Below are 22319 nucleotides of genomic sequence, written 5' to 3'. Positions count from 1 at the left end.
TCCGTGTCCGTGTCGTTCTCCCTCGATGATCTCCTCGACTGCCCCACGGGGCTGCTCGACACGACGTTCGACCAGCTCCGAACGTTGCTGGTCGTGCACGAGACGGGCTCCGCACTGCGCGCGGCCCGTGCCCTCGGCCGCGAGCAGTCCAGCGTGCAGAAGCAGCTCGACACGCTCAACCGCAACTGCCAGGCGCTGTGCGGAGATGTGCTCACCCTCAGGCAGGGCCGCGGGAAGGACTTCCTGTTCACCCCGACCGGCGAGGCCACGGCCGAGCTCGCCCGCGCGACCATCGCGCAGTGGCTGGAGGCCGTGCACTGGAGCCGGCGGCGGCTGGGCCGGATGCTCACCGTGGGCACCACCGAGTTCACCCTGCCCATCGTGTCGCGGGCCTGGGACCGGGTGTCGGAGGAGCTGCGGCAGCGGGAGGTGGAGTTCAAGGTCGCGCACGTCCGCACCAAGGACCTGTGGTCCCGCCTGGAGACCAAGCAGGTCGACCTGATCTGCGGCAGCATCGTCAGCACGCCCGAGGGCGACCGCCGGCTGCGCGGGTACGAGGTCGTCGAGTACGCCCGCGGCAACGCGCTGCTGCTGACCAACCTCGCCGAGCCGGAACTGCCCGGCGGGACGGTCGAGACCAGCGGGCTGGCGGGCCTGCCGCTGGTGGTGCCGCCCGCCGGCCTGATCGCCGATCTGCTGGCCACCTGGTACGGTCCCGGCTTCCGCGACCGGCTGAACGTCGTCGCCGACATCGACGACGTGAACTACGGGCTGTCGCTGCTGCGCTCCGGCTTCGTCCGCGGCTGCATGATCGTGACCGGCTCCATCGGCCGCCGCGCCGTCCGCCGCTGGGACGGCGACGGCGTCCCGCTGCGGATCCTGGAGCTGCACGACGATCTCGAACCGAAGGCCGAGCTGATGACCGGCGCGTTCGTCCGTCGCGCCGACCTGGAGCGCTACGACGCCGCGCACCCCCTCAACCGCCTGTGGGCCGCGGTCCGCGAGGACGCCCGCACCTACGTCCCGCCCACCTGACCCCCGACCCTCCTGGCCCCCGACCCTCCTGACCCCCGGTCCACCTGGCCCGGCTGCTCGGACGGCGGGCGGAGGGGCGATGGACGGGCGTGCATGCCGGAGAGCCCGGCCCCCTGGGGGACCGGGCTCTCCGGGACGCTCAGTTCTTGATCTGGTTGTCGACGACGTCGAGGGTGGGGCGGGCGCCCAGGTGCTGCATGGCGCGCGCCGCCAGCCGGCAGCCCGCAGTGAGGGCGTCGGTCGGCTGCTGGCCGTCGAGCCACACCGGCAGGAACCCGGCGACGAACGCGTCACCGGCACCCGTCCCGTCGGCGATCTTCTCGACCGGTTCGGCCGCGACCGTGACCGGCTCCGGGCGGCCGTTGGTGTACCAGAGGGCACCGTCCCGGCCGACCTTGATCACCACCTGCGGGTACCAGGCGGTGAGCACCTTGGCGGCCTGGTCGGGATTGTCCCGGCCGGTGAGCACCTCGGCCTCGTCGGCGTTGACCACCAGCAGCCGCGAGCCCTGGGTCCATTCCAGGAACGGCTCGGCGCCCATCCGTTTGAGCGGGGAGGAGGAGCCGCCGTCCACCGAGATGGACATCTGGGCCTTGCGGGCCAGGTCCAGCGTGTGGATGGCGGCCTTCCGGGACCCCTCGTTGATCAGGGCGTAACCCGACAGGTGCAGGTGGGTGCCCTGATTGAACAGGTCCTTGCAGCGTTCGATGTCTTCGGGCAGCAGTGCCGCGTTGGCCCCCGGGTCCGAGAGCATGGTCCGGTCGCCCTTGTGGGTGACCAGGACCACACAGGTTCCGGTGGGGCGTTCCTGGTCCATGACCAGCCGGGCGTCGACCCCGTACCCCATCAGTTCCATGTCCCGGTTTCGGCCCGCGATATCGGAGCCTCGGCGGCCCACGAACGCGACCTCGACCCCTTCCAGGGCGAGCCACGAGGCCACGTTGGCGCCCGAGCCTCCCCCGTGAATCGTTACGGCCGCAGGCGTGTCACTGCCCTTGGCAAGGGGGAACGCGGCACGTGCCACGGTATCTGTCATAAGATCGCCGACCACGACCACGCGCGTCATGGAGTCATCACCTCGATCAACACGGCCCGCGCGAGCGGCATTCTGGGCGTGTGGACGACCGTAACAGCTCTTGAGCCCCGACGAGGTCTCGAACGCGCAGCGAAAGCGGGGATCGCGGCGTTTTTCGAGGACCGGGGCCCTCCGGCCGGTGCCATACCCTCGGGTACGTGACCGAGGGCTATCCGGATCATTGGGAGGCCGACGTCGTCCTCACCGACGGCGGGACGGCGCATCTGCGTCCCATCCGCAGTGCGGACGCCGAGCTGCTGCGCACCTTCTACGCGCGGCTCTCCCCAGAATCGATCTACTACCGCTTCTTCTCGCCCCGCCCGCGGCTGAGCGAGAAGGAGATCCGGCATCTGACCACCGTCGACTACGACCGCCGGACGGCGCTGATCGCCACGATCGGCGAGGAGATGGTGGCGGTCGTCCGCTATGACCGGCTGCCCGCCCGTCCTGCCGACGACGACGCGACCGCGGGTTCGGCGACGGGCTCGGAGGGCACCGGGAAGGACGAGCCGGGGAGTGTGGCCGAGGTCGCCTTCCTGGTGGAGGACGCGCATCAGGGGAGGGGCCTGGCGGCCGTTCTGCTGGAGCACATCGCGGCGGCGGCGCGCGAGCGGGGGGTGCGCAGGTTCGTGGCGAGCGTGCTGCCCGACAACCGCAGGATGACGCGGGTGTTCCGGGAGGCTGGGTACCGGGCCGAGCAGCGGTTCGAGGACGGCGTGATCGAGTTGGTGCTCGACCTGGAGCCGACCGAGACCTCGGTGGAGGTCATGGGGGCGCGCGAGCACCGGGCCGAGTCGCGGTCGATCCAGCGGCTGCTGTTCCCGGGGTCGGTGGCGGTGATCGGCGCGAGCCGGGCCGAGCACTCCGTCGGGCAGACCGTGCTGCGCAATCTGCTGAGCGGTGACTTCACCGGCCCCGTCTATCCGGTGCACCCGACCGCCAAGGCGGTCGCGGGCGTGCGGGCGTACGCGTCGGTTCTGGAGATTCCCGACGACGTCGACCTGGCCGTGGTCGCCGTACGCGCGGACACCGTGCACGACGTCGTCGAGCAGTGCGCGAGCAAGGGCGTGCGCGGCCTGGTGGTCGTCTCGTCAGGTTTCGGGGAGACCGGCCCTGAAGGACGAGCGCGCCAGGAAGAACTGGTCCGTCTCGCCCGCGCGTACGGGATGCGCGTGGTCGGCCCCAATTGCCTGGGCATCGCCAACACCGATCCCGACGTACGGCTGAACGCGACGCTGGCGCCGACGATGCCGGGGCGCGGGCCGGTGGGGTTCTTCTCCCAGTCCGGCGCGCTCGGCATCGCGATCCTGCAACGCACCGCCGAACGGGGGCTCGGCCTGTCCACGTTCGTTTCCGCGGGCAACCGCGCCGACGTGTCCGGCAACGACCTGATGCAGTACTGGGAGGAGGACCCGGCCACCAAGGCGGTCCTGCTCTACCTGGAGTCGCTCGGGAACCCGCGCAAGTTCGCCCGGCTGGCCAGGCGGCTGGGGCGGCGCAAGCCGATCGTGGCGGTCAAGAGCGGGCGCAGCCTCCAGGGCGTCCCGCTCGGGCACGCCGCGCGGGCGCTCAGCCTGCCCGACCACGCGGTCAGCGCGCTGTTCGCGCAGGCCGGGGTGATCCGGGTGGACGACCTGTCGGCGCTGTTCGACGTGGCGCAGCTCCTGGCCTACCAGCCGCTGCCCGCGGGCGACCGGGTCGCGATCATCGACAACTCCGACTCGCTGGGGCTGCTGGCGCAGGACGCGGGCGCGGCGGCGGGCCTGGACGTCCGGCCGCCGGTCGACCTCGGGCCCCGCGCGGGCGCCGAGGAGTACGAGGCGGCGCTCGCCGAGGCGCTGGCCGACGACACGGTCGACGCGGTCGTGGCGCTGTTCGCGCCGCCCACGATCGGCGGCTACGACCTGCGCGTCCCCGAGCAGATCATGCGGCTGGCGGCGGGCAGCACCAAGCCGATCGTGGCGACCTACCTGGGCTCGACGGGTATGCCGGCCGACCTCCGCGTCACCGGGCCCGACGGGGTGGCGGCGGCGGGCTCGGTGCCGTCCTACCCGGCCCCTGAGGACGCCGTACGGGCGCTGGCGTACGTCGTCCGGTACGCGCAGTGGCGGCAGCGGCCACCGGGCCGCATGCCCGAGCTCGCGGGCGCCGACCGCAGGCGCGCGAGGGCCCTGGTGGAGCAGTGGCTCGGATCGGGCGATCCGGTGCACGCGACCGCCGAGCAGGCCGCGGAGCTGCTCGCCTGTTACGGGGTGGCCGTCACCGGTGAGGACCGCGAAGGCGTCCAGGCCAGGATCGTCGCCATGGAGGACCACTCGTTCGGCGCGGTCATCTCGTTCGGCCTTGCGGACGAGACAGCGGCGCTGCTGGACGATCGGGCCTATCGGCTGGCGCCCCTCACCGACGTGGAGGCCGCCGACCTCGTCCGGGCCATCCGCACGGCTCCGCTGCTGCTGGGCCACCGTGGGGCGGAGCCGGTCGACGTGGCCGCCGTGGAAGAGCTGCTCCTGCGCGTCTCGCGCCTTGGCGACGACCTGCCCGAGGTGGCGCGGCTCGAACTCGACCCCGTCGTGGTCGGCGCGTCCGGCGCGTCCGTTCGGCGGGTCGCCCTGCGGTTGGAGCGCCCCCTCGGTCCCCGCCCCGAACTAGGGCCGCGCCGCCTCCCCTGAGCCGGCGGGCGCCTGATTCCGGTGCCCCGGGATTTCCGTTCGGATATCCGGTTCCGGTGTGAGAGGCGAGTTTCGGGCTCAGGACGGCGGAGGTTCCGGGCCGGGGTCGGGTGTCGGCGGGATCGGGTCCGGTGCCGGGCCGGGCGGCTCGGGTTCCGGCGGCGGCCCCGGCGGGATCGGGTCGGGCGCGGGGCCGGGCGGAACGGGCCCGGGGCGCGGCCCAGGTCCGGGCGGCTGCGGGGAAGGGCCCGGCGCCGGTACGGGGGGTGGCTCGGGGGGCGGGATCAAGGGCTCCGGGGCGGGTGCCGGGTCTGGTCCGGGACGCGGCACCGGCGGCGGCGGCGGAAGCGGGTCTCTTGCGTCCATGCCTGTTCCCGTACCCCGAGGGCATCGGAATGACCGCGTTCGGGGGCGGTCGTGTGCGGAGCCCTCCCGGGACAGGGCAGGATGGGGCCATGAGGGAAACCCGAGCGACGCCTCACGGGTTGCGCACCGCGATCGAGCGCAGCGGCTACTATCCGGCCCTGGTCGCCGACGCGGTCGAGTCGGCGATCGGCGACGAGCGCGTGCTCGCCTACGTGGTGCACCACGAGGCGGCCTTCGACCCGGCCATGGAGGTGCGGCGGCACGTCACCGTGCTGGTGCTGTCGCCCACCAGGCTGCTGGTCTGCCATACCGACGAGCATCCGCCCGGCGAGGGCATGGCCCAGCCGCACGCGTCCACCACCACCGAGGCCGTCAAGCTGGACCGGGTCCAATCGGTCGCGGTGACCCGGGTCGTCCCCGACCCCGCCTCGTACGTGCCGGGGGTGCCGCCGACCGAGGTCGTGCTGACCATCGGCTGGGGCGCCATCGCGCACATCGACCTTGAACCGGCCACCTGCGGCGACGAGAACTGCGAGGCCGACCACGGCTACACCGGCAGCGTCACCGCCGACGACCTGTCCCTGCGGGTGAGCGAGGCCGCCGACGGCGCCGACGCGGTCGGCCAGGTGCTGGCCTTCGCCGAGGAGCTGGCCGCCGCCACCGCCCGATGACCGCCCCGCCGGAGCCCGCCCCGCGAGGCGCCGGACCGTCGGAGGCCGGGCCGCCGCCGGTACCCCGGTACGGGGCGGGGGCGCTCGCCGACCTTCCGTTCTCCGTGCTGGGCGCGCTCGGCGTGCCCGGCATGCCGGACACGCTGGGGCTGCCCCAGCTCCCGCGCGCGTGCGTGCTGATCATCGACGGGCTCGGCTGGGAGCAGCTCCGCGCCCGTCCCGGCCACGCGCCCTACCTCGCCTCGCTGGCGGGCGGACCGCTGACCGCGGGGTTCCCGGCGACGACCGTGACGAGCCTGGGATCGCTGGCCACCGGCCTGCCGCCCGGCGGGCACGGGCTGCTCGGCGTCCAGGTGGCGGTCCCCGGCACCGGCCGGCTGCTCAACTGCCTGCGCTGGCACGACGACACCGTCGATCCGGCCGAGTTCCAGCCCGCGCCCACGATCTACGAGCTCGCGGCGGCCAACGGCATCGCCGCCTCCTACGTCGCGCACGGCTCCTACCGGGGCAGCGGCCTGAGCCGCGCCACCGCCCGCGGCGCCGACTACCGGGCCGCGGGCGGCCTCGGCCAGCTCGTCGGCCAGGCGGGCCGGGCGCTGCGCGCGGGCGACCGGTCGCTGGTGACGGTCTACCACGCCGATCTCGACTCGACCGGCCACCGGTTCGGCGTCCGGTCGGACGACTGGGCCCACCAGCTCCGCTTCGTCGACCTGCTCGCCCGGGAGCTCACCGAGGCCCTGCCCGCCGGGACGGCCCTGTACGTGACGGCCGACCACGGCATGGTCGACCCGTCCGAGCGGATCGACGCCGACGCGGTCCCCGGACTCCGGGACGGCGTCGCCCTGCTCGGCGGCGACGCCCGCGCCCGGTACGTCTACACCGAGCCGGGCGCCCACGCCGACGTGCTGGCGTCCTGGCGCGACATCCTGGGCGACCGCGCCTGGGTCCGGTCCAGGGACGAGGCCGTCGCCGAGGGGTGGTTCGGGCCGCTCGCGGCCGGGATGATCGAGCGCATCGGCGATGTGATCGCCGTCCCGCACGGCGATCTGGCCATCGTCGCCTCCCACCGGGAGCCGTGGCTGGACGGCATGGTCGGCATGCACGGCTCGCTGATCCCGGCTGAACAGCTCGTCCCCCTGCTGAGGGTGACCAACCCCTGACGGCGACAGACTCCGCCGCCGCCTCCGCATGGCATGGGGTGGAGCGTCAGGTGCGGTCCGCGGCCTGCGGCATCGCCTCCACGTCGTGTCCGGGCGCGGCCGGGCGGCCGGTTCGCAGGGTGAGCGCTATGGCGGCCCCCACCACGGTCACCGCGGCGGCGACCCATCCGGCGGTGCGCAGGCCGCCGATCGAGGCTTCGCCGCCGGGGCCGGTGTTGACCAGGGCCACGAGCGCGGCCAGCCCCACGGCGCCGCCGATCTGCTGGGTGGTGGAGGCCATCGCGGACGCGACGCCCTGCCGTTCCGGGGCCACGCCGGACGCGGCGGCCACGAACATGGCCGTCCAGGTGATGCCCTGGCCGAGGGCGAGCAGCGCGATGCCGGGCAGCAGCGCCGGGTAGCCGCCCGCCGGCGCCATCCCGAGCGCGAGGCCCGCCATTCCGGCGGCGCCGGTCAGCAGGCCGGCGAGCAGCGTGCGGCGCACCCCGGCCGCGCCCAGCAGCCGTTCGCTGATCTTGGTGCCGGCCAGGCCGATCACGCCGCCGGGCAGGAACGCCAGGCCGGTCGCGAGCGCGCCGTACCCGCGCAGGTCCTGGAGGTAGACGGTCAGCGTGTAGTACTGCGCGCCGAAGGTGCCCATGAAGACGAACGTGATCACCATGGCGGTGCCGAGGCCGCGGTTGGCGAGCAGGTCCAGCGGCAGCACCGGGTTCGCGGTGCGCGACTCGACCGCCGCGAAGAGGCCGAGGAGCAGCGCGGCGGCGGTGAGCGCGCCGGCGGTCTCCGGGGCGTCCCAGCCGGTCTCGGGCGCCTGCACGAGGGCGTAGACGAGCAGGGTGCCGCCGAGGGTGGCCGTCAGGGTGCCCGGGAGGTCGAAGCCGCGGCCACGCCCGGCGCGCGGGTCGGCGGGGATGACGGCGAACGCGGCGGCGATGCCCGCCGCGGCCAAGGGGACGTTCACGATGAACACCGACGCCCACCCGAAACCGCTGGTCAGGATCCCACCGAGCAGAGAGCCGAGGGCGAGGCCGACGCCGCCCGCGCCACCCCAGACCGCCAGCGCCCGGTTGCGGGGGCGGCCCTCGGCGAAGCCGACGTTGATCAGCGACAGCGTGGCCGGGAGCAGCAGCGCGCCGCCGAGGCCCTGCACGGCGCGCGCGGCGATCAGCGCCCACGGGGCGCCGGCCAGGGCGCCGAGGAGCGATGACAGGCCGTAGAGGGACAGCGCGAGGACGAACATCCGGCGCCGTCCGAGGCGGTCGGCCGCGCGTCCGCCGAAGAGCAGGAAGCCGCCGAAGGCGACGGCGTAGGCGCTGACCACCCACTGGAGGGACTGGGCCGTGAAGCCGAGGTCGCGGCCGATCGCGGGCAGCGCGACGTAGACGATGTTGTAGTCGATGGCGCTGATGAACTGGGCGAACGCGAGCAGCGCGAGCATCGGCCCGGTGCGCCGCCGTGCGGTGGGGGACATGGGGGTCCTTTCTCCAGAGATAGAGTGGTCGACCACTCACACTTGACGCCGAAAGAAGGGCCGCCGGTCGGCGGCCCGGGGGACGGCCGGTCGGGGCGCGGTTCCGGCGGCCCGGCTGGCCGGTCGTTCAGCCGTTCGTTCAGCCGGTCAGGGTGCGCGCCCAGGGCGCGTCCACCGAGCCGGCGTCGATGCCGGTCATCACGTTGCCCAGCAGTCCGCGCGCGAAGAACGCCCGGATCTGGGCGTCGGACGCGCCCGAGGCCGCCCGGACGTACTCGACCTGCCGCGCGTAGCAGGTGCGGATCGCCTCGCCGATCGCCGCCTCGCTCGCGGCGCAGGAGGCGTGCAGCAGCACTCTCAGCAGGTCGCGGTCCTCGATGAACCCCTCGTACGCCGCCGCCATGGCCTCCAGTACGGCGGCGGGGTCCGCGCTGGACGCGCCCGCGGCGCCCTCGGCATGGCACTCGCGGATCCGCGTGGAGCAGTGGTCGACGACCGCCACGAACAGGGCCTCCTTGTCGGGGAAGAGGCGGTAGAGGTACGCCTGCGAGATGCCCGCGGCCTTGGCGACCTCGGTCGTGGTGGTTCCGTAGTAGCCGCGTGCGGCGAACGCCTGGATCGCGGTGCGCAGCACGGTCTCCCGGCGCTCCTCGGCGGTGGACAGCCGGCGCTGCGGACTGATGGCGGACATATGAGTAATAAACCACTCACACCTGGCGAGTGCAACCCGTTCTTCGGGGGCGGGGGTCCTGGAGGGCGTCTCCGCTGCGTAGGCTGCGGTGTTGTGATGAACCGGGATTCGCCTCTCCCTAATCCGGGCGGCGAAGGTCAGACTGGCGATGTGCACCCTCTCATCGAAGTGCCCGCATTGGACCGGTTGACCCGGCGGCAGGGGCCGCCGGTACTGCTGGACGTGCGATGGCATGTGGCGGGTCCGCCGGGGATCGAGTCCTACCGCCGGGGCCATCTGCCCGGCGCGGTCTTCCTCGACCTCGACCGCGACGCGACCGGCCCGCCGGGGCCGGGCGGGCGGCACCCGCTGCCCCCGCCGGCCGGGTTCGAGGCGGCGATGCGGCGGGCCGGGGTGTCGGGCGACCGGCTCGTGGTCGTCTACGACGACGCCGACTCCACCGCCGCCGCGCGCGTCTGGTGGACGCTGCGCTACTTCGGCCACGAGCGGGTCCGCGTCCTCGACGGCGGCTACCGGGCCTGGACCGAGGCGGGCGGGGCCGTGACCACCGCCGAGCCGTCCGCCGAGCCGGGTGACTTCGTGGCCCGTCCGGGACGGCTGCCGGTGCTCGACGCCGAGGGCGCCGCCGCGCTGGCCAAGGCGGGGGTGCTGCTCGACGCGCGGGCCGCCGAGCGGTACCGCGGCGAGACCGAGCCGATCGATCCGGTGGCCGGGCACATCCCGGGCGCGGTGAACGCGCCCACCTCCGGCAACGTGGGGGTGGACGGCCGGTTCCTGCCGCCGGAGCTGCTGCGCGAGCGGTTCGCGCAGCTCGGCGCCACCGACGCCGTCGACGTGGCCGCCTACTGCGGTTCCGGCGTGACGGCGGCGCACGAGGTCCTCGCGCTCACGCTCGCCGGGGTGCCCGCCGCGCTCTACGTCGGGTCCTGGTCGGAGTGGGTCGCCGACCCCGCCAACCCGGTCGCCACGGGCGAATCCACCCTGAGGTGACCTGGGCCTGGCCCCCGGCCCCGGTCCGGCCGACGGCTCCGGCTCCGGCTGGACGGTCCGGTCAGCCGGCGCCGAAGCAGAGGAAGCCGGTGACGCCGGGGGAGCGCGGGGCCGACGCCAGGGCGCGCGCGGGCCCGAGCCCGGCGGCCAGCCCGGCGTGGAAGGCGTGCATGAAGCGGTGCGTCGCCGCGTCCCGTACGGGCGTCACGCTGGCGATGACCGTGGCGGCGCCGAGGGCGAGCAGCGCGCCCGCCATGCCGATCACCGCGTCGCCGCCGTCGGCCCGGCCGACGTCGCAGGCCGACAGCACCACCAGGCGCGGCGCGGCCGTCCACTCCTCCAGGTCGTGCACCATCAGCGGGCCGTCGGCCAGCCGCAGTAGCGAGAACAGGGCGTTGCCGTCGCGGAACTCGCCGTGCGCCGCCAGGTGCGCGACCGCCGCGCCGTCCAGGGCGTCGCGGACGGCCTCCGCGCGCGCCTGCGGCCCCCGCAGGGTGAGCGCCGCCGGGTAGAGGCTCCGCAGCGTCGCGATCTCGCGTTCGGCGTGCTTCAGGCCCGGTCCCGCCACCAGCACCGCCCGCCGCCCGCCGTAGTGCGAGGGGCCCGCCGCGCGCCGCCCGTCCACCCGCTGGACGCGCCACGACCGGGCCAGGCTCTGCGCGTGGAGCCAGGCGTGCGCCGAGGGGACGACCGCGAACGGCCGTCCGGCCAGGGAGGGCAGTACCGCCCACGGCAGCCCGTGCAGGGCGCCGGTCGGCGCGATGACCAGCTCCCGGCTCCGGTCGCCGAGCTCGGCCCGCAGCGGCTCGACGAGCCGTTCCTCCAGGCGCTCGCGGGCGAGGGCGAGCCCCGCCGCCGACTGCGCGTCGTCCTCGCGCTCGGCGAGCCGCCGCATCGCAAAGCGCACCGTGCCGGTCTCCCGCGCCACCGCGCCGTACGCGCCGAGGCGATGGCGGCGCGGGCGCCCGTCGCGGACGGTGACGGCGTGCAGCTCGTCGCCGACGCGGATCAGCTCCAGCAGCACCCGTTCGCCCAGCGCCGCGATGATCCCGGCCGTCCCCTGGCTCACCCACGCGGGCCCCGCCGCAGGCCGGGACCGGGTGTCGGCCCGGATCCGCGCCTCCAGCCGGACGAGCCGCTCGGACAGCGCGGCCGGCGCCCTGCCGCGCGCGGCGGCGCCGGTGTGCTCGCCGCTCAGCGTGCGCAGCTCGGCGAGCGCGGCGGCGCGGACGGGGTCGCGCGGCGGCCGGACCGCGACCGGACGGCGCGCGACCGCCCGCCGCCGCTCCTCGACCCCGAGGAGCTCGCGCGCCGAACCGGCCAGCCGCAGGCCCAGATCGGCCAGCTCCGCGCCGTGCCCGGCCGCGCGGGCGCGCAGGTCGACCGCCCCGAACACCTCCGCGTGGTCCTCGGCGACCCGCAGTCCCGCCCACACCGCCGCCCGCGCGCCCGGCCGGTCACCGCGCCCCCAGCGCTCCAGCGCGGTCGCGTGCCACGCCGCGAGACGCAGCGACGCCGGGCCCCCGGTGCCGCTCACCGGCGCCAGCAGGTGCCCGGCCGGACGGCGCAGGGTGAGCGCCGTCCGGGCGGCGATGATCCGGGCCTCCGCGGACGCCCCGGCCCAGCCGCCCTCGTCGAGCCGTTCGGCCGTGGCCACCGCGGAGTGCAGCAGGATCGCCGAACGGTCGCCGGCCGCCCAGCGCGCGCGCAGCAGCAGGTGCTCGGCCAGCAGCCGCCAGCCGGTGCGGCCCTGCCGGGCGAACGCGGCGCGGGCCCGTTCGGCGGTGCCCGCGGCCCGCTGGGCGTCCCCGTCGGCCAGCTCCGCGTGCGCGAGCAGGAGCAGGCCGTCGGCGACGTCGCACCGGTAGCCGTGCGCGGTGGCGTCGGCCATCGCCCGGGTCAGCAGCTCCCGGGCCTCGTCCGGGAGGCCCGCCTCGATCAGGGTCTCGGCCTGGTCGAACCGGCACTGCGCCACCCGCTCGCCGGCCAGGCCGGGCTCGGCGTCGGCGAAGAGCCGCAGCGCCCGCGGCAGGTCGCCGCGCCGCGACACCACGAACGCCAGGTTCCCCACGGCCATCGCCTTCTGATGGGGCAGCCCCGCGGCGCCGGCGACGGTGACCGCCTCGGTCAGGGTGGTCTCGGCGTCGGCGAGCGCGCCGCCGAACGCCTGCGCGAGGGCCAGGTTGGTGAGCAGCCCGCCGAGCGTCGCCGGGTCGCCGCCGCGGCGCAGCCGGGGCAGGGCCCGCGCCGCCGCCCGCCGGGCCTCGTCGAGCCGTCCGGCCCGCGCCAGCGCGCACGCCCGGTTGGCGGCCAGCCGGTCCGCGTCCGCCCCGCGCAGCACGCCCTCGGCCCGGTCGGCCTCCGCCAGCGCGGCGGGGACGTCGCCGCGCGCGGTGAGCAACCCGACCAGGGTCATCCGCGTCTGCGCGGCCCCGTACTCGTCGGCCGCGGCGAGCGCTCGCCCGAGCAGCGCGAACCCCTCGTCGAGCCGGCCCAGCTCCTTGGCCGCCAGCGCGGCGGCCCGGAGCGCCACCACCGCGTCGGCGCCCGCTCCGCCGGCCGCCAGCGCCAAGGCCCGCGGGTAGGCGCGGGCGGGGTCGGCGGCCACTTCCCGCAGCAGCGCGCTCTCATCGACGGGTCCGGTCACAGGCGGATCCAGCTCGTCACGATCGAGGTTCCGTCGGGGAGCTGGAAGTACAGGCTGAACAGGCCCTCGGGTACCCGGGGGAAGGCGAACTGGCCGGCCTCGTCGGCGCGGTCGGTGAGCTCGCCCGGCGCCGTCCCGAGCAGCCGGACGCGCACCAGCGCGGGTACGCCGGGGACGATCCGGCCGGCGATCTCCCGGTACCGGCCCGACCCGCACACGTCGGCCTCGACGACGCGTCCCGGCGCCGCGAACGTCAGCGCGCGGAGCGCCGTCCCGCCGCCGCGGAGCCCGCCGCCGCCGGGGCGCCGCGCGCGGTCGCGGACCAGCCCGGCGACGCCCGCGCCGGGCACGCGGAGGCCGAGCGCCGACCGGCCGGCGGCCAGCACCTCGCCCGGCACCGGGTCCAGCGCGTGGAACGCGGCGCGCACCTGGGCGAACAGTTCGTCCTCGGTCATCGCGTCAGCCTCCGCGCCAGGGTGTCGAGGCACCGCGCCCGGGTGGGCCCGACGCTGCCGACCGGGATGCCCAGCGCCGCCGCGAGCGCCGCGTGGCTCGGCGCGACCGCGCACAGCCGCAGCAGATGCCGGCAGCGGTGCGGCAGCGCCTCAAGAGCGGCGGCCACCTGGCCGAGCCGCTCGCGCGCGAGGAACACCCGCTCGGGCCCGCACGCCTCACCGTCCGCCGTCCGGCCGTCCGCCGACCGCCGCACCGTGTCGGCGAGGGCGCCCGGCAGCTCGCGGCCCCGGCTCCGGGCGACGCGCAGGCTCTCGCGGCGCGCGGTGACGGCCAGCCAGCGGCCCGTCGCCGCGGGCTCGGCCAGCCCGTCGATCCGTTCGACCAGGCGCAGCCAGGTCGTCTGGACCACGTCTCCCGCATCGCTCTCGTTCAGCCCGTACGACCGGGCCACCGACCACAGCAGCCCGCTGTACCGCTCCACCAGCCGGGCCCACGCGGCGCCGTCGCCGCCACGGGCCCGGACCACCAGTTCGTCCGCGCCGTCATCCCGATCCTCCAGGGCCACCGAGTCTCCTCACGGGCCCCCGCTTGTCGATCACTTTAGGTGAGCGGACGGCTCCGATGCGCGCATGGTTACCGGTTCGCGGCCGTGCCGTGTTCAAGATCTGATGATCACGCCGAGATCGGGGAGGGTGGGCCGGTCCGCCGGATCGAGGATCCGGTCCGCCGCCTCCACGGCGGTCAGCCCCTCGGACGCCGCGAGGCCCGCGATCCGCCCCGCCACCGCGGGCGCGGCGAACGAGGTGCCGCTCCAGGTGGCGAAGCCGTCGAACCGGTCGGGGTCGATGCCGCGCACCCGGGGCCGCGGCCCGTCGAACCGCGCGAAGGCGCTGACGATGTCGACCCCGGGCGCGCAGGCGTCCACCCACCAGCCGTAGTTGGAGAACCACGCCCGGTCCTCGCCGAGCGCGTCCAGCGCCCCGACCGCGATCACCGGCTTGAGCGCGGCCGGCCAGAACGGCCGGTCGCCGGCCGTGTTCCCCGCGCACGCCACCACGACCGTGCCGCGGCCGAGTGCTGCGACCGCCCGCGCCAGCACCGGGGTCGGACGGTCGTCGAAGGTGTGGCAGCCGATCGACAGGTTCACCACGTCGGCCCCGCCCTGGGCGGCCAGCCGGGTCAGCGCCCCGACCACGCCGGCCTCGTCGCCGACGCCGTCGCCGCCGATCACCCGCCGGGCGCGCAGCACGGCCGCCGGCGCGTGCCGCAGCAGCACCCCCGCGACGAACGTCCCGTGCCCCGCCTGCGCGTCGAGCTCGAAGTCCAGGTCGGCGTCCAGGACCTCGGCCGCCTCGTCGCCCTGCTCGCGGTACCACGCGGCGTCCTCGTACCAGGGGTGCGGCGACAGGCCGGTGTCCAGGACCGCCACTGTGACGTCGCGGCGCGGACCGTCCGCCCGCGGTGCGGGGACCGGCCCCGCCGGGCGCGGCAGGTCGGCGGGGCCGCTCCACCACATCGGCTGCCCGTGCACCAGGTGGTTGGGGGAGACGCTCAGCCGCCGGTGCCGTCCCGCGCCCGCCAGTTCGGTGGAGAGCTCGCACACGTCCACCTTGGACCGGGCGCGCAGCCGCAGCCGGGTGACACCGTCCTCGTCGTGCCGCGAGTCGTGCCAGCGCCGGACCAGGTCCTCGGCGGCGGACGCGTCCCGTTCGGCGACCAGGATCTGATCGCGCCGGATCAGCGCGGGACGCCCCGGGAGGGGCTCCACCATGGCGACGTCGTCGTGCCGGGCCAGCAGCCGCTCAAGGCGGGCCTCTTGGTCGAACATCGAACCTCTCTTTCACTCATTGTGACCATTGGGTTGCTCATCGTGCCCTATTCGGCGCGGCGCGTTCACGCGGAATGGAGAACTGCGGCGGCGCCCGCCGCCCGCGGTCCGGAGTTCCGCTTCTGGCCGGCGTTCCGAGGACGTAACGTGTCGCCCGGGGCGGTGCCCCATGGGCGCCGCGCGGTCAAGCGTTCGGCAAACCGTGCCCGCCCGGTGGTGCGACCGGTGCCGATGATGCAGAATGAGGGACGCGGACGCCGTCTTGGGGCGTACGAGGCCGTAGGGGAAGACGAGCCTCGGTACAGATCCAGGAGGTCCGGTGACCGCACGTGGCGTTTTCTACGTCCACTCCGCGCCACCTGCGCTGAGCCCGCATATCGAGTGGGCGGCGGCAGGTGTTCTCGGCGTGCCCGTTTCCCTTGAGTGGGCCGACCAGCCGGCGGCCCCCGGGACGCTGCGCGCAGAACTGCATTGGGAGGGAAAGCCCGGCACCGCCGCGGGCGTGACCTCGGCGCTGCGCAACTGGAAGCTCCTGCGCTTCGAGGCCACCGAGGACTCCACTCCCGGCAGCGACGGCGTCCGCTACAGCTTCACGCCGTCCCTGGGGGTGTTCACCGGGGTGATCGGCGCCAACGGCGACATCATGGTGCCCGAGGACCGGCTCCGCTCGGTCATGGCCAACGCCGCGGTCGGCAAGACCACCCTCGAGCACGAGCTCGACCGGCTCCTCGGCACGCCGTGGGACAACGAGCTGGAGCCCTTCCGCCGGGCCGGTGACGGCGCCCCGGTCCGCTGGCTCCACGCCGCCGTGTGAGCCGGTGACCTGCGCCCGTATAGGAGAGAGGACCGCCCGGCCGGGCGGTCCTCTCTCCTATACGGGGTCACCGCGGGATGTCGCCGTAGGCGCCGCTGCCGCCGTGCTCGTCGCCGAACGGGCGGAGGGTGTCCCCGTCGCAGAGCGCGGCGAGCCGGGCCCGCGGGTGCCGCGGATCCGGCTCGGCCTGCTTCGTGCCGGTGGCCGGGCTCAGGGCCCGGTCGTCGAGCACGGTCACGCTGGAAGCCTTTTCGGTCAGGGCGCACGCCCGACCGCGGTGGCGGTCAGAGGGCGCGCTGGAAGACGACCGACACGTTGTGCCCGCCGAAACCGAACGAGTTGTTGAGCGCCGCGGCGGGGCCGTCCGCGAGCCGGCGCGGCTCGCCGCGCACCACATCGAGGTCGACCTCGTCGTCGATGTCCTCCAGGTTGGCGGTGGCGGGCACCACGCCCTCCTGAAGGCTCAGCACGCAGAAGATCGACTCCAGCGCGCCGGCGCCGCCGAGCAGGTGCCCGGTCATCGACTTGGTCGCGCTGATCATCACCTTGGAGCTGGCCTCGGGCCCGAGCGCGGCCTTGATCGAGGCGAGCTCGGCCACGTCGCCCAGCGGGGTGGAGGTCGCGTGCGCGTTGATGTAAACGATGTCCTCGGCCTGGAGGCCGGCGTCCTGGAGCGCCCGCCGCATCGCCTTGGCCTGCCCCGAGCCGGTCGGCTCGGGCTGGACGATGTCGTAGGCGTCGCCGGAGTAGCCGCAGCCGGCGGCGATCGCGTAGACGTCGGCGCCGCGCGCGCGGGCGTGCTCCTCCGACTCCAGGATCATCACCGCGGCGCCCTCGCCGAGCACGAACCCGTCACGGTTCTTGTCGTAGGGGCGGGACGCGCGCTCGGGCTCCTCGTTGCGGGTCGACATCGCGCGCATGGCACCGAAGGAGGCCATCTGGAGGGGGTGTATGCACGACTCGGTGCCCCCGCAGATGACCATGTCGGCGCGGCCCGCGCGGATCATGTCGATGGCGTAGCCGACCGCCTCGCCGCTGGACGCGCAGGCGCTGACCAGGGCGTGCGAGCCGGCCATCGCGCCGAACTCGATGCCGACGTGCCCGGACGCGCCGTTCGGCATCAGCATCGGGACGGTGAACGGAGAGACCCGCGACCAGCCCTTCTCGCGCCAGACGTCGTAGCTGTCGAGCGCGGTGTGCAGGCCGCCGATGCCGCTGGACAGCACCACGCCGAGCCGGTCGCCGTCCGGGACGAAGCCGTCGGACTCGGCGACGGCGCCGCGCTTGGCGGCCTTGCGGTCGACGGGCGGCGCGAGGCCGGCGTCCTTCCATGCCTCGCGGGCGGCGATCAGCGCGATCGCCTGGTTGCGGTCGAGGCGCCGCAGGTGCTGCTTGGGCATCACCTCGGACGGGTCGACCGCGAGCTGCGCGGCGAACCGCACCGGCAGCTCCTCGACGCCCTCCCACTCCAGGTTGCGCACCCCGGACTTGCCGGCGAGCAGCGCGGACCAGGTCGACGGCAGGTCTCCGCCGAGCGGTGTCGTTGCTCCTATGCCTGTCACGACGACGGTGGTCTGACTCTTGCTCATGCGAGTGCTCTCCTTGCGAACTGGGGGGCCAAGGCGCGGCGCGCCACCCTCGGGCCCGGCGGGTCCCCCGGTCCGGGGGGCCGAGGCCACGGCGGCGCGCCGTACCCGCGTCTTATGCCTGGAGGTTCTGGACGAAGTTGATGACGTCCTTGACCGTCTTCAGGTTGCGCAGCTCGTCGTCGGGGATCTCGACATCGAACTTGTCCTGGGCGGCCACCGCGATCTCCACCATCGACAGCGAGTCGATGTCGAGGTCGTCGATGAAGTTCTTCTCCGGGGTGACCTCGGACTTGTCGATCCCGACGATCTCATCGATGATCTCCGCGAGACCGTCGAGAATCTGCTGCTCGGTGGCTTCTGCCATGGTGTGCTCGTCTCCTTCTTGGTTGATCCAGAGTCTTCGTGCGCAGGCGTGTGGGGCCTACGGGATCTGGATGACTTGGGCAGCGTAGGCCAGTCCGGCACCGAACCCGACCAGTAGGGCCGGTGCTCCGGACGGCACGTCGCCGCGTTCGATCATGCGGGACAGCGCGATCGGGATGGACGCCGCCGAGGTGTTGCCGGAGCGCACGATGTCGTCGGCCACGACCGCGTTGGTCGCCTTCATCCGGCGCGCGATCGACTCGATGATCCGCAGGTTGGCCTGGTGCGGCACCACGGCCGCCAGCTCCGACGGGGAGATGCCGGCCCGCTCGCACGCCTCGATCGCGACCGGCGCGATGGCGGTGGTCGCCCAGCGGAAGACCGCCTGGCCGTCCTGCCGGATGAAGGAGTGCCGGTCGTCGATGACCAGCTTGTCGGCCTTGTCGCCGGCGCTGCCCCACACCACCGGGCCGATGCCGGGGGAGTCGGTGCCGGTGACGACCGCGGCGCCGGCGCCGTCGGCGAAGATGATGCAGGTCGAGCGGTCGGTCCAGTCGACCCACTGGGACATCTTCTCGGAGCCGATGACCAGCACGTTGCGGGCGCTGCCGGCCCGTACCGCCGAGCTCGCGGTGGCGAGGGCGTAGCAGAAGCCCGCGCACGCGGCGTTCAGGTCGAACGCGCCGGGGGCGTTGATGCCGAGCCGGTGCGCGACGATGCCGGCGTGGCTCGGCATCGGGGACTCGGCCGAGCAGGTCGCCAGGATGACCAGGTCGATCTCCTCGGGGTCCAGCCCGCTGCCGGCGATGGCCTTGCCGCCGGCGTGCACGGCCAGCTCGACGATGCCCTCGTCGTCGCCGGCGATGCGGCGCTCGGCGATGCCGACGCGGCTGCGGATCCACTCGTCGGTGGTGTCGACGGTGCCGGACAGGTCGTGGTTGGTGACCACCTTGGCGGGCTGGTAGTCGCCGAACGCGAGGATGCGGGCACCGGCGGCGACCTCGGGGATGCGCAGCCGGGTGGCGGGGCGGCGGTCCGCGCTCATGCCGAGTGCGCCTTGATCAGCTCGCGCGCCTTGTCCAGGTCGTCCGGGCTCTTCAGAGCGACCAGCTCCACGCCCTTGAGCTCGCGGCGGGCCAGCCCGGCCAGGGTGCCCGCGGGCGGCAGCTCGATGATCGCGGTGACGCCCAGCCCGCTCATCGTGGCCATGCAGGCGTCCCAGCGGACCGGGGCGCTGACCTGCTCGACCAGCCGCGCCACGAAGTCGCGGCCCGAGTCGACGACGGCGCCGTCGCGGTTCTGGATGAGGGTGCGGCCGGGGTCGGCGACGGGGGCGCCGGGGGCGAGCCGGCGCAGGACGTCGACCGCGGGGGCCATGTGCTCGGTGTGGAACGCGCCGGCCACCGACAGCGGCCGGAGCCGCGCCTTCTCCGGCGGCTCCTCCTGGAAGCGGCGGAGCCGCTCGACCGTCCCGGCGGCCACCACCTGCCCGGCGCCGTTGACGTTGGCGGGGGTCAGCCCGTGCTTGTCGATGGCGGCGAGCACCTCGCCCGGGTCGCCGCCCAGCACCGCGGTCATGCCGGTCTCGGCGGCGGTGGCGGCCTCGGCCATCGCCCGGCCCCGCTCGCGGACCAGCACCAGCGCGGCCTCGGGCGACAGCACCCCGGCGATCGCGGCGGCGGCCAGCTCCCCGACGCTGTGGCCCGCCACCGCGTCGGGGCCGGAGCCGTCGGCGTACAGGGCCTCGTAGGCGGCCAGGGCGGCGGCGACCAGCAGGGGCTGCGCCACGGCGGTGTCGCGGATCTCCTCGGCGTCCGCCGTCGTCCCGTAGCGGACCAGGTCGAGCCCGGTGACCGCGGACCACCAGCCGAGGCGGTCGGTGACTCCCGGAACCTCGAGCCATGGCTTCAGGAATCCGGGGGTCTGGGCGCCCTGGCCGGGCGATGCGAGGAGAATCACAGGCACCACCCTGCCCCTAACGGGCCCCTGGTGCCGATGCTGATCAGGACGAACTTTCATCGCGGCGCTTTGTACGACCCCTACAAGGCGCCCGGCCCGGGGCGGGGTCAGAAGCGCGGCGGCCGGTCGCCGAACCGTCCGAGGACGAGCGCGATCCGGAGGGTGAAGGCGTTGCGGCCGTCGGTCGGGGCGAGCCCGGTGAGCTCGGCGACCCGGCGCAGCCGGTAGCGCACCGTGTTGGGGTGGACGAACAGCAGCCGGGCGGTGGCCTCCAGCGAGGAGCCCTGCTCCAGGTAGGTGGCCAGGGTGTCGAGCAGCGGGGCGCCGGCCGCGAGCATCGGGTTGTAGACCTGCTCGACCAGGTAGCGGCGGGCCTCGTCGTCGCCGTCGAGGGCCCGCTCGGGCAGCAGCTCGGTCGCCGGGACGGGGCGCGGCGCGTCCGGCCAGCCCGCGGCGGCGCGGAGCCCGGCGAGCGCGGCCCGCGCGGAGCCGGTCGAGTCGTACAGGTCGCCGACCTGCGGGCCGACCACCACCGGGCCGGGACCGCACTTGGCGGCGATCGGCCGGGCCGCCGCCATCGGGTCGGCCTCGCCGCCGACGATCACCACCACCCGGTGCCCCTGCACGCCGGCCAGCACGTCGGCGCGGGCGCGGCGGGCGGCGAGCTGCATCTGGTCGATGGTGACCTCGGGGTCCTCGTCCTCGGGGGTGTACCCGGCGATCACGGTGACCGGCTTGGACGTCCAGCCGAGCGCGGCGGCCCACGAGTGCATGCCGTCGTCGACCTCGCCGCGCAGCACCGCGTTGACGACCAGGGCCTCCAGCCGGGCGTCCCACGCCGCGCGGGTCTCGGCGGCCTGCGCGTAGACCTGCGCGGCGCCGAACGCCACGTCGCGGGTGTAGCGCAGGATCGCCTCGCGGAGCTGCGCCTCGCCGCCGGGGGCGGCCAGGTCGTCCAGCCGGGCCTCCACCACGTCGATGATCACCCGGACCATGTCGATGGTGTGCTTGAGCTTGATCGAGCGCATCAGCTCGCGCGGGGCGGTGCCGAACACCTCGCCGGCGATGGCCGGCCGGGTCTGCTCGGCGCACTTGAACCACTCGACGAACGCGGCGATGCCCGCCTGGGCGACCAGGCCGATCCAGGAGCGCTGGTCGGCGGGCATCCGCCGGAACCAGGGGAGCTGCTCCTCCATGCTGGTCAGCGCCGCGGTGCCGAACGTGCCCATGGCCTTCTCCAGGCGCCGGGTCGTCTGCGCGCGGATGGCGGCCTCGCTCGGGGTGTCCACCTCCCCAGAGTGCCACCACCCCGGTGATGACCCGTCCCGGCGACCGCGGGGAGGTGGCCTCCGCCGGTGCCGGGACTGTCCGGTAGCGGCCACCGCCCGAACGGAGAACGTGCAGGTCAGAGCGGTATTGTGGGGGCGGTCAGGCCCGGGTCACCGACTCCGGGCGGCCCAGCGCGATGTCGGTGAGGTTGCGCAGCGAGGGCGAGCCGGGCGCGAGGTAGTCGCTGTGCCCGCCGGGGCCGGCGTCGAAGACGCGCGCGCCGAACCGGCCCGAGACCGGGTCGGGGCCGAGCCCCAGCCCGAAGATCCGCACGTGCGGGACGTCCTCCATCCAGTCGGTGCCGCCCCGGCCCGCCCACACCCGGGCCGCGCCGAGCGCCGAGGCCGACCAGGCGGTCGTTCCCGGGCTGCCGAACAGCGCGATGTCGGTGACCCTCCGCCACGCGGCGCCGCCGGTGGCGGAACCGGCGGCCCGGCCGCACACCACCGACCCGTAGCTGTGGCACAGCAGGCCGATCCGGGCGGCGGGGTTGACCCGGTGCACGCCGCTGACGAAGCGGTGCAGCGCCACCGCGCCCTGCCCGGCGCGCTCGTCGGTGAGGACGTCGCTGCTGAGCGTCTTGGGCGCCGCGTACCCGAGCCAGGCCACCACGGCCAGCCCCGGGCGCGGGGTGATCCGGGACGCCTCGGTGTACACCGCGCGGGCCCCGCCGCCCGGCGTGGACCAGGGCTTGCCGGGCCGCTGGTCGAACGAGCCCAGCGTGGTGTCGGCCCCCGGCACGAGCAGCGCCACCCGGCGCGCGCTGGCGAGGTCGCCGATGACCTCGACGGCCTGCCCGCGCCCGCGCGGGTCGAAGTCGAGGAACCGGCGCCCCGGCCGCAGGAACGCGCCGAGCGTCCGGGCCCGGCCGGTGTCGCCCACGCCGTGCGCCGTCCTGAGCGCCTGCTCGATCGACCGGCGCTCGGTCGCGTACCGGGCGTCCAGGGTGGACGGGGTCATCGAGGGGGCCGGGAACGGCGCCGCGTACGGGTCGGCGTGGCCGGTCCCCGCGGTCGTCAGCAGCACGCCCGAGATGGTGACCGCGCAGGCCAGCGCGCGGCGCAGCCGTCGCCGGGCGCGCGGCGGCGAGGTCGTCCGGGGATGCGGCGGCATGATCCGTCTTTCCTACAGGATGTCGGTGGTCGCTTCGAACATCGGGTGATCACCTGCGTGTTCCGGCGGCGGACCCGGGCCGCCGCCGGAGCG

General features: G+C 75.1%; 20 protein-coding genes. 6 read left to right on the top strand and 14 right to left on the bottom strand.

Annotated features, from left to right (window positions below; genetic code table 11):
• The first annotated feature begins 9 nt into the window (after nt 1-9).
• Entirely contained in the window at nt 10-1035 is a 1026-nt protein-coding gene (locus OHA34_RS12260; protein ID WP_285941253.1) for a LysR family transcriptional regulator, read from the top strand.
• Between the two features lie 139 nt (nt 1036-1174).
• Here OHA34_RS12260 and OHA34_RS12255 read toward each other — a convergent pair whose 3' ends face one another.
• Complete coding sequence (locus OHA34_RS12255) at nt 1175-2101, bottom strand: carbohydrate kinase family protein (RefSeq protein WP_285941252.1); 927 nt, start codon at nt 2099-2101, stop codon at nt 1175-1177.
• Between the two features lie 167 nt (nt 2102-2268).
• On the opposite strand from OHA34_RS12255, the gene OHA34_RS12250 reads away from it, so the two are divergent.
• The 3 genes from OHA34_RS12250 to OHA34_RS12240 all read left to right on the top strand — a co-directional run bounded on the left by OHA34_RS12250 (nt 2269) and on the right by OHA34_RS12240 (nt 6976).
• A complete protein-coding gene (locus OHA34_RS12250; RefSeq protein ID WP_285941251.1) occupies nt 2269-4779 on the top strand; it encodes a bifunctional acetate--CoA ligase family protein/GNAT family N-acetyltransferase in 2511 nt (836 codons plus the stop codon).
• A 455-nt stretch (nt 4780-5234) separates the two neighbouring features.
• Entirely contained in the window at nt 5235-5816 is a 582-nt protein-coding gene (locus OHA34_RS12245; RefSeq protein ID WP_285941250.1) for a DUF5998 family protein, read from the top strand.
• Nucleotides 5813-6976: an alkaline phosphatase family protein gene (locus OHA34_RS12240; protein ID WP_329521655.1), complete on the top strand. Its 1164-nt coding sequence runs from the start codon at nt 5813-5815 to the stop codon at nt 6974-6976. The genes OHA34_RS12245 and OHA34_RS12240 overlap by 4 nt, the downstream gene beginning before the upstream one ends.
• A 46-nt stretch (nt 6977-7022) precedes the next feature.
• Here the strand turns inward: OHA34_RS12240 and OHA34_RS12235 are convergent, their stop codons facing one another.
• Complete coding sequence (locus OHA34_RS12235) at nt 7023-8447, bottom strand: MFS transporter (protein WP_329521654.1); 1425 nt, start codon at nt 8445-8447, stop codon at nt 7023-7025.
• A 139-nt stretch (nt 8448-8586) separates the two neighbouring features.
• Nucleotides 8587-9138 (bottom strand): TetR/AcrR family transcriptional regulator, encoded by a 552-nt coding sequence (locus OHA34_RS12230; RefSeq protein WP_329521653.1) that lies wholly within the window; start codon nt 9136-9138, stop codon nt 8587-8589.
• Between the two features lie 150 nt (nt 9139-9288).
• On the opposite strand from OHA34_RS12230, the gene OHA34_RS12225 reads away from it, so the two are divergent.
• Nucleotides 9289-10128 (top strand): sulfurtransferase, encoded by an 840-nt coding sequence (locus tag OHA34_RS12225; RefSeq protein WP_285941246.1) that lies wholly within the window; start codon nt 9289-9291, stop codon nt 10126-10128.
• 61 nt (nt 10129-10189) lie between these two features.
• Here OHA34_RS12225 and OHA34_RS12220 read toward each other — a convergent pair whose 3' ends face one another.
• The 4 genes from OHA34_RS12220 to OHA34_RS12205 all read right to left on the bottom strand — a co-directional run bounded on the left by OHA34_RS12220 (nt 10190) and on the right by OHA34_RS12205 (nt 15059).
• Nucleotides 10190-12775 carry a CHAT domain-containing protein gene (locus tag OHA34_RS12220; RefSeq protein ID WP_285941245.1) on the bottom strand — a complete coding sequence of 862 codons (2586 nt, stop codon included), beginning with the start codon at nt 12773-12775 and terminating at the stop codon, nt 10190-10192.
• Nucleotides 12772-13230 (bottom strand): hypothetical protein, encoded by a 459-nt coding sequence (locus OHA34_RS12215; protein WP_329521652.1) that lies wholly within the window; start codon nt 13228-13230, stop codon nt 12772-12774. Before OHA34_RS12215 ends, OHA34_RS12220 begins: the two co-directional genes overlap by 4 nt.
• The gene (locus OHA34_RS12210) at nt 13227-13796 is read right to left on the bottom strand and encodes an RNA polymerase sigma factor (protein ID WP_285941243.1); all 570 of its coding nucleotides are present in this window, start codon (nt 13794-13796) and stop codon (nt 13227-13229) included. Before OHA34_RS12210 ends, OHA34_RS12215 begins: the two co-directional genes overlap by 4 nt.
• A gap of 93 nt (nt 13797-13889) precedes the next feature.
• Nucleotides 13890-15059 (bottom strand): S8 family peptidase, encoded by a 1170-nt coding sequence (locus OHA34_RS12205; protein ID WP_329521651.1) that lies wholly within the window; start codon nt 15057-15059, stop codon nt 13890-13892.
• 319 nt (nt 15060-15378) lie between these two features.
• On the opposite strand from OHA34_RS12205, the gene OHA34_RS12200 reads away from it, so the two are divergent.
• Complete coding sequence (locus tag OHA34_RS12200) at nt 15379-15873, top strand: DUF3145 domain-containing protein (RefSeq protein WP_285941241.1); 495 nt, start codon at nt 15379-15381, stop codon at nt 15871-15873.
• A gap of 67 nt (nt 15874-15940) precedes the next feature.
• Here OHA34_RS12200 and OHA34_RS12195 read toward each other — a convergent pair whose 3' ends face one another.
• From OHA34_RS12195 to OHA34_RS12165, 7 genes are all read right to left on the bottom strand, one after another.
• A complete protein-coding gene (locus OHA34_RS12195) occupies nt 15941-16111 on the bottom strand; it encodes a hypothetical protein (RefSeq protein WP_329521650.1) in 171 nt (56 codons plus the stop codon).
• A 46-nt stretch (nt 16112-16157) separates the two neighbouring features.
• A complete protein-coding gene (fabF, locus tag OHA34_RS12190; RefSeq protein ID WP_285941240.1) occupies nt 16158-17462 on the bottom strand; it encodes a beta-ketoacyl-ACP synthase II in 1305 nt (434 codons plus the stop codon).
• A gap of 112 nt (nt 17463-17574) precedes the next feature.
• A complete protein-coding gene (locus OHA34_RS12185) occupies nt 17575-17826 on the bottom strand; it encodes an acyl carrier protein (RefSeq protein WP_285941239.1) in 252 nt (83 codons plus the stop codon).
• 57 nt (nt 17827-17883) lie between these two features.
• Nucleotides 17884-18870 carry a beta-ketoacyl-ACP synthase III gene (locus OHA34_RS12180; protein WP_285941238.1) on the bottom strand — a complete coding sequence of 329 codons (987 nt, stop codon included), beginning with the start codon at nt 18868-18870 and terminating at the stop codon, nt 17884-17886.
• A complete protein-coding gene (locus OHA34_RS12175; protein ID WP_285941237.1) occupies nt 18867-19784 on the bottom strand; it encodes an ACP S-malonyltransferase in 918 nt (305 codons plus the stop codon). Before OHA34_RS12175 ends, OHA34_RS12180 begins: the two co-directional genes overlap by 4 nt.
• Before the next feature lie 107 nt (nt 19785-19891).
• Nucleotides 19892-21073 carry a PucR family transcriptional regulator gene (locus OHA34_RS12170; protein WP_285941236.1) on the bottom strand — a complete coding sequence of 394 codons (1182 nt, stop codon included), beginning with the start codon at nt 21071-21073 and terminating at the stop codon, nt 19892-19894.
• A 139-nt stretch (nt 21074-21212) separates the two neighbouring features.
• A complete protein-coding gene (locus OHA34_RS12165; protein WP_329521649.1) occupies nt 21213-22226 on the bottom strand; it encodes an alpha/beta hydrolase in 1014 nt (337 codons plus the stop codon).
• Nucleotides 22227-22319: the final 93 nt, after the last annotated feature.

Source organism: Spirillospora sp. NBC_01491 (genome assembly GCF_036227065.1).
Lineage (GTDB): Bacteria > Actinomycetota > Actinomycetes > Streptosporangiales > Streptosporangiaceae > Spirillospora > Spirillospora xylanilytica.
This window is presented reverse-complemented; position numbering and strand designations above follow the sequence as displayed.

Coding starts and splice junctions, on each gene's coding strand:
- OHA34_RS12240 (WP_329521655.1), top strand. CDS start 5,813: ATGACCGCCCCGCCGGAGCCCGCCCCGCGAGGCGCCGGACCGTCGGAG.
- OHA34_RS12180 (WP_285941238.1), bottom strand. CDS start 18,870: ATGAGCGCGGACCGCCGCCCCGCCACCCGGCTGCGCATCCCCGAGGTC.
- OHA34_RS12215 (WP_329521652.1), bottom strand. CDS start 13,230: ATGACCGAGGACGAACTGTTCGCCCAGGTGCGCGCCGCGTTCCACGCG.
- OHA34_RS12255 (WP_285941252.1), bottom strand. CDS start 2,101: ATGACGCGCGTGGTCGTGGTCGGCGATCTTATGACAGATACCGTGGCA.
- OHA34_RS12165 (WP_329521649.1), bottom strand. CDS start 22,226: ATGCCGCCGCATCCCCGGACGACCTCGCCGCCGCGCGCCCGGCGACGG.
- OHA34_RS12205 (WP_329521651.1), bottom strand. CDS start 15,059: ATGTTCGACCAAGAGGCCCGCCTTGAGCGGCTGCTGGCCCGGCACGAC.
- fabF (WP_285941240.1), bottom strand. CDS start 17,462: ATGAGCAAGAGTCAGACCACCGTCGTCGTGACAGGCATAGGAGCAACG.
- OHA34_RS12230 (WP_329521653.1), bottom strand. CDS start 9,138: ATGTCCGCCATCAGTCCGCAGCGCCGGCTGTCCACCGCCGAGGAGCGC.
- OHA34_RS12235 (WP_329521654.1), bottom strand. CDS start 8,447: ATGTCCCCCACCGCACGGCGGCGCACCGGGCCGATGCTCGCGCTGCTC.
- OHA34_RS12185 (WP_285941239.1), bottom strand. CDS start 17,826: ATGGCAGAAGCCACCGAGCAGCAGATTCTCGACGGTCTCGCGGAGATC.
- OHA34_RS12245 (WP_285941250.1), top strand. CDS start 5,235: ATGAGGGAAACCCGAGCGACGCCTCACGGGTTGCGCACCGCGATCGAG.